5 protein-coding genes and 1 pseudogene are annotated in these 7,705 nt (G+C 75.0%); 5 read left to right on the top strand and 1 reads right to left on the bottom strand.

Annotation, left to right across the window (positions count from 1 at the left end; all coding sequences use genetic code 11):
- The 4 genes and pseudogenes from ACGFS9_RS28330 to ACGFS9_RS28315 all read left to right on the top strand — a co-directional run.
- A pseudogene (locus ACGFS9_RS28330) lies at nt 1–80 on the top strand (NADP oxidoreductase); the annotation flags it as partial.
- Nucleotides 81–382: 302 nt separating this feature from the next.
- On the top strand, nt 383–4,258 hold the full coding sequence (locus tag ACGFS9_RS28325; protein WP_393257060.1) for a Pls/PosA family non-ribosomal peptide synthetase: 3,876 nt from the start codon (nt 383–385) through the stop codon (nt 4,256–4,258).
- Between the two features lie 76 nt (nt 4,259–4,334).
- Nucleotides 4,335–5,729: a M1 family metallopeptidase gene (locus ACGFS9_RS28320; RefSeq protein ID WP_393257059.1), complete on the top strand. Its 1,395-nt coding sequence runs from the start codon at nt 4,335–4,337 to the stop codon at nt 5,727–5,729.
- A 4-nt stretch (nt 5,730–5,733) separates the two neighbouring features.
- Nucleotides 5,734–6,108 (top strand): YchJ family protein, encoded by a 375-nt coding sequence (locus tag ACGFS9_RS28315; RefSeq protein WP_393257058.1) that lies wholly within the window; start codon nt 5,734–5,736, stop codon nt 6,106–6,108.
- 90 nt (nt 6,109–6,198) lie between these two features.
- Here the strand turns inward: ACGFS9_RS28315 and ACGFS9_RS28310 are convergent, their stop codons facing one another.
- A complete protein-coding gene (locus ACGFS9_RS28310) occupies nt 6,199–6,900 on the bottom strand; it encodes a FadR/GntR family transcriptional regulator (protein WP_393257057.1) in 702 nt (233 codons plus the stop codon).
- A gap of 131 nt (nt 6,901–7,031) precedes the next feature.
- On the opposite strand from ACGFS9_RS28310, the gene ACGFS9_RS28305 reads away from it, so the two are divergent.
- A complete protein-coding gene (locus ACGFS9_RS28305; RefSeq protein WP_393257056.1) occupies nt 7,032–7,556 on the top strand; it encodes a gluconokinase in 525 nt (174 codons plus the stop codon).
- The last annotated feature ends 149 nt before the right edge of the window (nt 7,557–7,705 follow it).

Below are 7,705 nucleotides of genomic sequence, written 5' to 3'. Positions count from 1 at the left end.
CCCCCTCAAGGCGGTCCCCGACCTGCCGGACGGCGTCCTGGACGGTGCCGCCGACGGCGTCGTCGTCATCGACACCGCCGACCGACAGGTCGGGGCCTCACTCGTTTTCCGCACCGCCCGCGGGTTCGTCGCTCCCCGTGCGGGCGGGGTCACGGACAGATGTGGGGCAGATCTCGTCGCCTCGGCATCACTCCACGTCAGGACGCCGGATCAGCGCGTTCCGCACCCCCGGGTGGCGGCATCACATGGCCGATGACCAGGGCCGAGGCTAGCGTCGTACTAAAATTCCAGGCTTGTTTGGAGCTGGACCGGAATATCCCCAGGCGTACCTGCGGGCCCACCAGCGCCCCGGACTCCCCCGGGAACAACACGTGAGGACCCGATGGCAGCCCTCCAGCAAGGCCCCGCGGTCACGTTGTCCGACGCCGAGGTCCGTGCGGAGTTCGGTGACCAGGCGCGCTTCTCCGCCGCCCCGGCCGCCTCGCCCCGCACCCTCGTCGACATCCTGGACGCCTCCGTGCGGGCCCACCCCGACGAGCCCGCTCTCGACGACGGGCGGCGGACGCTCAGCTACCGCGCGCTGGCCGCCGAGGTCGAGGCGATGCGGTGGCGGCTCGCGCAGGCCGGTGTCGGACGCGGCGACCGGGTCGGCGTGCGCGTGCCGTCCGGCACGAACGAGCTGTACGTGGCGATCCTCGGCGTGCTGGCCGCGGGCGCCGCCTACGTGCCGGTGGACGCGGAGGACCCCGACGAGCGGGCCGCGCTGGTCTTCGGGGAGGCGGGGGTGCGCGCCGTCGTCGAGGCGGACCACGAGGTGACGGCCGGGAGCCGCTCCGCGGTGCCCGCCGGGCGGCCCGGCGTCGGGGACGACGCGTGGATCATCTTCACCTCGGGCTCCACCGGGCGGCCCAAGGGGGTGGCCGTGAGCCACCGCAGCGCCGCCGCGTTCGTGGACGCCGAGGCCGCCCTCTTCCTCGCGGAGGAGCCCATCGGGCCCGGCGACCGGGTCATGGCGGGGCTGTCGGTGGCCTTCGACGCCTCCTGCGAGGAGATGTGGCTGGCCTGGCGGTACGGCGCCTGCCTGGTCCCCGTGCCGCGCTCGCAGGTGCGCAGCGGCGCCGATCTGGGCCCCTGGCTGGTCGAGCAGGAGATCACGGTGGTCTCCACCGTGCCGACCCTCGCCGCGCTGTGGGAGCCGGAGGCGCTCAACGAGGTGCGGCTGCTGATCTTCGGCGGCGAGGCCTGCCCGCCGGAGCTGACCCGGCGCGTGGTGACCGAGGGCCGCGAGGTGTGGAACACCTACGGTCCCACCGAGGCGACCGTGGTGGCCTGCGCGGCGCTGCTCACCGGCGAGGAGCCCGTCCGGATCGGGCTGCCGCTGAACGGCTGGGAGCTGGCCGTGGTCGACGAGGCCGGCGAGCCGGTGCCGATGGGCGCGAGCGGTCAGCTGGTGATCGGCGGCGTCGGCCTCGCCCGCTACCTCGACGCGGGCAAGGACGCCGAGAAGTACGCGCCGCTGCCCTCCCTGGGCTGGGAGCGGGCCTACCGCAGCGGTGACCTGGTGCGGGCCGAGCCGGAGGGACTGGTCTTCCTCGGGCGCGCGGACGAGCAGATCAAGCTGGGTGGGCGCCGGATCGAACTCGGCGAGGTCGACGCGGCGCTCAACGCGCTGCCGGGCGTCGCGGGCGCCGCCGCCGCCGTGCGCACCGCCCGCGGCGGCAACCAGCTCCTGGTGGGGTACGTCGTCCCGCAGACCGGCTGGGACCGGGCGGCGTGCGTCGAGAGGCTGCGGGCGGCGCTGCCCGCGGCGCTGGTGCCGCTGCTCGCTCCGGTCGAGGTGCTGCCGACCCGGACGTCGGGCAAGGTCGACCGCGAGGCGCTGCCCTGGCCGCTGGAGGGTCTGGAGAGCGGCGGCGCGGCGGAGCGGCTGCACGGCACCGAGGCGTGGCTGGCCGAGCAGTGGAGCGAGGTGCTGGGCATCCCGGTCTGCGGCGCGGCCGACGACTTCTTCGCGATCGGCGGGGGCAGCCTGGCCGCCGCCCAGCTGACCTCCCGGCTGCGCGCCCGCTACCCGAGCGCCGCGGTCCTGGACGTCTACCAGCAGCCGGTGCTGCGCAAGCTGGCCCGGCATCTGGAGAGGTCCGTGCCCGACGACGGTGCCGGGCGCACGGTGGCGCCGGTCCCGCGGCGCGCGCAGGTGATCCAGGTGCTCGTGCTGCTGCCGCTGTTCGCGCTGCCCGGGCTGCGCTGGACGGTGGCGCTGGCCGCGCTCGGCAACGTCCTGCACCGGTTCGGCGCGTATCCGTGGGCGCCGAGCACGCCGTGGTGGGCGGTGGCGGCCGGCGCGCTGGTGCTGTTCAGTCCGCCGGGCCGGCTGGCGATCGCCGCCGGCGGGGCGCGCCTGCTGCTGCGCGGGCTGCGGCCGGGCCGGTACCCGCGCGGCGGGGCCGTCCATCTGCGGCTGTGGACGGCGGAACGGCTGGCCGAGTTCAGCGGCGCGACCTCGCTGACGGGCGCCTGGCTGGAGCGGTACGCCCGTGCGCTGGGCGCCCGGGTCGGGCGGGACGTGGACCTGCACTCGCTGCCGCCGGTGACCGGCCTGCTCAAGCTGGGCCGGGGCGCCGCCGTGGAGTCCGAGGTGGACCTGTCGGGGTACTGGCTGGACGGCGACCGGCTGGAGGTCGGCGCCGTGAAGGTCGGTTCCGGTGCGGTGGTGGGGACGCGCAGCATCCTGTTCCCGGGGGCGCGGGTGGGCAAGCGCGCCGAGGTGGCCCCCGGGTCCGCGGTGTCCGGCCAGGTCCCGACCGGGCAGCGGTGGGCGGGCGCCCCGGCGCGCAAGCTCGGCAAGGCGAAGCGTGCGTGGCCGAAGCAGCGGCCGCGGCGTGCCGCGTACTGGCGGGCGATGTACGGCGCGACCGGGTTCGCGCTGACGGCGCTGCCGGTGCTGGCCTCGCTCGCGGCGCTGCTCGTGGGCTCGGCCTTCGTGCGGGCGGACGCCGGGTACGGCGAGGCGCTGCGCGGCGCGGCGGCGGCCCTGGTGCCGGCGACGCTCGCGTTCGGCCTGGCGTACGCGCTGCTGCTGGTGGCCGCCGTCCGGCTGCTGAGCCTGGGACTGCGGGAGGGCACGTATCCGACGCACAGCCGGACCGGGTGGCAGGCCTGGACGGTCACGCAGCTGATGGACCGCTCGCGCGAGACGCTGTTCCCGCTGTACGCGAGCCTGGCCACGCCGGTGTGGCTGCGCCTGCTCGGCATGCGGGTCGGGCGGGGTGCCGAGATCTCGACGGTGCTCGCGCTGCCGGGTCTCACCACGGTCGGCGAGGGAGCGTTCCTCGCCGACGACACGCTGACCGCGCCGTACGAGCTCGGCGGCGGCTGGATGCGGATCGGGCGGGCCGAGATCGGCCGGCGGGCCTTCCTCGGCAACTCGGGGATGACGGCGCCGGGCCGCAGCGTGCCCGACGGCGGTCTGGTGGGCGTGCTGTCGGCGACGCCGAAGAAGGCGAAGAAGGGCAGCTCGTACCTGGGCCTGCCGCCGGTGAAGCTGCCGCGCGCGGCGCGGGGCGGCGACCAGAGCCGCACGTACGACCCGCCGGCCCGGCTGCTGTGGGCGCGCGGGCTGGTGGAGGCGTGCCGGATCGTGCCGGTGTTCTGCTCGGCGGGTCTCGCGGTCCTGACGGCGGCGGCGCTGTGCGCGCTGGGTCCCTGGGCGTGGGTGCTGTCGGGGGTGGTGCTGCCGGCCGCCGGGGTGCTCGGCTGCCTGGCCGCGGTCCTGGCGAAGTGGCTGCTGGTGGGGCGGCACCGGAGCGGCGAGCATCCGCTGTGGAGCGGTTTCGTGTGGCGCAACGAGCTGGCCGACACCTTCGTGGAGGTGGTCGCCGTGCCGTGGCTCGCAGGTGCGGTGCCGGGCACCCCCCTGCTGACGGCGTGGTTGCGCGGGCTCGGCGCGCGGATCGGCCGGGGCACCTGGGTGGAGAGCTACTGGCTGCCCGAGCCGGATCTGGTGACGCTGCGGGCCGCGGCCACGGTGAACCGGGGCTGTGTGCTGCAGACCCACCTCTTCCACGACCGGATCTTGCGGACGGATACTGTGGTCCTCCGTGAGGGCGCCACCCTGGGCCCGGGCGGAATCGTCCTGCCCGGCAGCACCGTCGGGGCCCGCTCCACGCTGGGTCCCGCGTCGCTGGTGATGGCGGCGGAGTCCGTTCCCGACGACACCCGCTGGCTGGGCAATCCGATCGAGGCGTGGCGTTCGTAGCGGACGCGGCCCGGCCGGAGGAGGGGGAGGGCGGGGCAGCGGTACGTCGAGCACAGGGCAGGGAGCAGTCGCAGCAGTGAGCGTTCAGCGGACAGCGGGACCGGACCCCTACTTCCCGGCCAACGGCGATCCCCGTTACCGGGTGCACCGGTACGAACTGGCGCTGGACTACCGCCCCGCCCCGAACAGGCTCTCCGGCACCGCGCGGCTCAGCGCCATAGCGGGCCGCTCACCGCTCACCGAGTTCCAGCTGAACCTGGCGGACTTCCGGATCGGCCGTATCAGGGTCGACGGGAAGGCGGCGCACTACACGCACCGCGCCGGCCGGCTGCGGGTCCGTCCGGCGAAGCCGGTCCGGGCCGGAGCCGCGTTCACCGTCGAGGTGCAGTGGTCGGGCAACCCGAAGCCGGTGAGCAGCCCCTGGGGCGGCCTCGGCTGGGAGGAGCTGGAGGACGGGGCGCTGGTGGCGAGCCAGCCGGTCGGTTCGCCGTCCTGGTACCCGTGCAACGACCGGCCCGCCGACAAGGCCGCCTACCAGATCTCCGTCACCACGCCGTCCGCGTACGCGGTGGTGGCGGTCGGCCGGCTGCTGACCCGGACCGCCAAGGCGTCCACGACGACCTGGGTGTACGAGCAGCAGGCGCCGACCTCCAGTTATCTGGTGGGTCTGTCGATCGGCCGCTACCAGACGGTGCTGCTCGGCGATCCGGGCCTCGGCGGCGTTCCGCAGTCGGGGCACGTGCCCGCGCGGCTGCTCGCGGAGTTCTCCCGGGACTTCGCGCGCCAGCCCGCGATGATGGAGCTGTTCGAGGACCTCTTCGGGCCCTATCCGTTCGGCGAGTACGCCGTGGTGGTGACCGAGGAGGAGCTCGACGTCCCCGTGGAGGCGCAGGGCCTGTCGCTGTTCGGCGCCAACCACGTGGACGGGGCGCGGGGTTCGGAGCGGCTGATCGCCCACGAGCTGGCGCACCAGTGGTTCGGCAACAGCGTGTCGGTCGCCGACTGGCGGCACATCTGGCTGAACGAGGGGCTCGCCAAGTACGCCGAGTGGCTGTGGTCGGAGCGCTCCGGCGGGCCGTCCGCGCAGCAGCTCGCCGCGGCGGCGCACCGGACGCTGTCCGGGCTGCCGCAGGACCTGCTGCTGTCCGACCCGGGCCGCAAGCTGATGTTCGACGACCGGCTCTACGAGCGGGGCGGGCTGACGGTGCACGCGGTCCGCTGCGCGCTGGGCGACGAGGCGTTCTTCCGCATGCTGCGCGGCTGGGCGGCCCTGCACCGGGGCGGCACCGCCACCACGGCCGCCTTCACCGCACACGTCGCGCGCCACGCGGCCCGGCCGGCGGACGATCTGTTCGCCGCCTGGCTGTACGAGACGGCGCTTCCCGCGCTGCCCTCTCCCGCCGCCCGGCCGCCGGCCCGCCCCGCCCATCCGCCCACCGACGCCGGCTCGGCCCGGGTCCGGGGAGAATGACGCGATGACCAGCCGTTCCTGTCCCTGCGGGCTCGCCGCTCCGTACGCGCGCTGCTGCGGGCGATTCCATCGCGGTGAGGCCGCCGCGCCGACCGCCGAGCTGCTGATGCGGTCGCGCTACTGCGCCTTCGTCCAGGAGGACGAGGGGTATCTGCTGCGGACCTGGCATCCGCGGACGCGGCCGGACCGGCTGGACTTCGACGCGGGGATGCGGTGGAGGGGGCTGGAGATCCTCGGGACCGAGCAGGGTTCGGCGTTCCACACCGCGGGCACGGTGACGTTCCGCGCCTCCTACCGGGGCGGCGCGCTCCACGAGCGCAGCACGTTCGAGCGGGTGGACGGCGCCTGGGTGTACGTCGACGGGGAGTTCCTGGACTGACCGGCCGCCCGGGGCCGACGGGAGCGGCGGCACGGCGGCGCTCCGGCGCGGGGACGGTGGCACGGGGGCCGGGCCGGGGACGGCGCGCGCTCAGGGCGCCAGGATGTCCAGTTCGTGGAGCGCGCCGACGGTGATCTCACGGGTGAGGGCCTCGGCGCGCTCCGCGTCGCCCTCGCGGACGGCCTCGGCGACCTTGACGTGCAGGGTGACGGCGGCGGGGTCGGGGTCCGCGAACATCACCTCGTGGTGGGTGCGGCCCGACAGGACCTCCGCGACGACGTCGCCGAGCCGGGCGAACATCTCGTTGCCGGACGCGGTCAGGATCACGCGGTGGAAGGCGACGTCGTGGACGAGGTACTCCTCCAGCCGCTGCCCGCGCGAGGTGGCGACCATGCCGAGCGCGGACGCGGTGAGTTCGGCGCACTGGGCGGCGGTCGCGTGCCGGGCGGCGAGTCCGGCGGCCACCGGCTCGACGGCCGAGCGGAGCACGGTGAGGGATCGGAGCTGGTGGGGGCGGTCCGCGCCGGCCAGCCGCCAGCGGATGACCTGCGGGTCGTAGACGTTCCACTCGGCCCGGGGGCGGACCGTCACGCCGACGCGGCGGCGTGACTCCACCAGGTACATCGACTCCAGGACGCGCACGGCCTCGCGCATCACGGAGCGGGACACCTCGAAGCGCTGGGCGAGTTCGTCGGTGCGGAGCACGCTGCCCGGCGGGTAGTCGCCGGCCGTGATGGCCGGCCCGAGGCTCTCCAGTACGCGTCCGTGCAGCCCCCGGCCCCGTGTGCTCATGACGTCAGCGTACGAGGCGAACGCCACGATCAAAAAGTCAGACTTATATGTCACAGGGACTTGAATTCGTCGTACCTAATGCGTTTCAGTGGCGTCGACATCAGGTGTCGACGAAGACAGCGAGAGCGCGCATGCAGCAGAGTCCCTATCCCCGTGTGCTGGTGGTCATGGGCGTCGCCGGTACCGGCAAGACGACCATCGGGCCGCTGCTCGCGGCCCGGCTCGGCGTCCCCTACGCCGAAGGCGACGACTTCCACCCGGAGGCCAACATCGCCAAGATGTCGGCCGGGACCCCGCTGACCGACGACGACCGGTGGCCCTGGCTGGACGCCATCGGCCGGTGGGCGCACGACCGGGCCGGGCTCGGCGGGGTGGTGAGCTGCTCGGCGCTCAAGCGCAGCTACCGGGACCGGCTGCGCTCCACCGCTCCGGGGATCGCCTTCGTCCACCTGACCGGTGACCGCGCACTCGTCGGCGACCGGATGTCGCACCGCACCGGGCACTTCATGCCCACCGCGCTCCTGGACTCGCAGTTCGCCACGCTCCAGCCGCTGGCGGCGGACGAGGCGGGGGTCGCGGTGGACGTCTCCGGCGATCCCGCCGAGATCACCGAGCGCGCCGTGGCGGCGGTCCGGGACCTCGCGCCGCCGCGGTAGCCGCACACCGCCCTGCCGCACCCCCGCGGTCCGTGCACGGTGCCGCCGTGTCCCGCCCGCGGGACGCGGCGGTGCACGGCGCTGCCCGCAGCACCTCCGCGCACCTCCCCGTACCGCCCCCCACCCCCGATCCCCCATCCCCCACGCCC

This window comes from Streptomyces sp. NPDC048566 (assembly GCF_043199735.1).
Lineage (GTDB): Bacteria > Actinomycetota > Actinomycetes > Streptomycetales > Streptomycetaceae > Streptomyces.
Note: the sequence above shows the minus strand (reverse complement) of the source record. Positions and strands in the feature narration are given on the sequence as shown.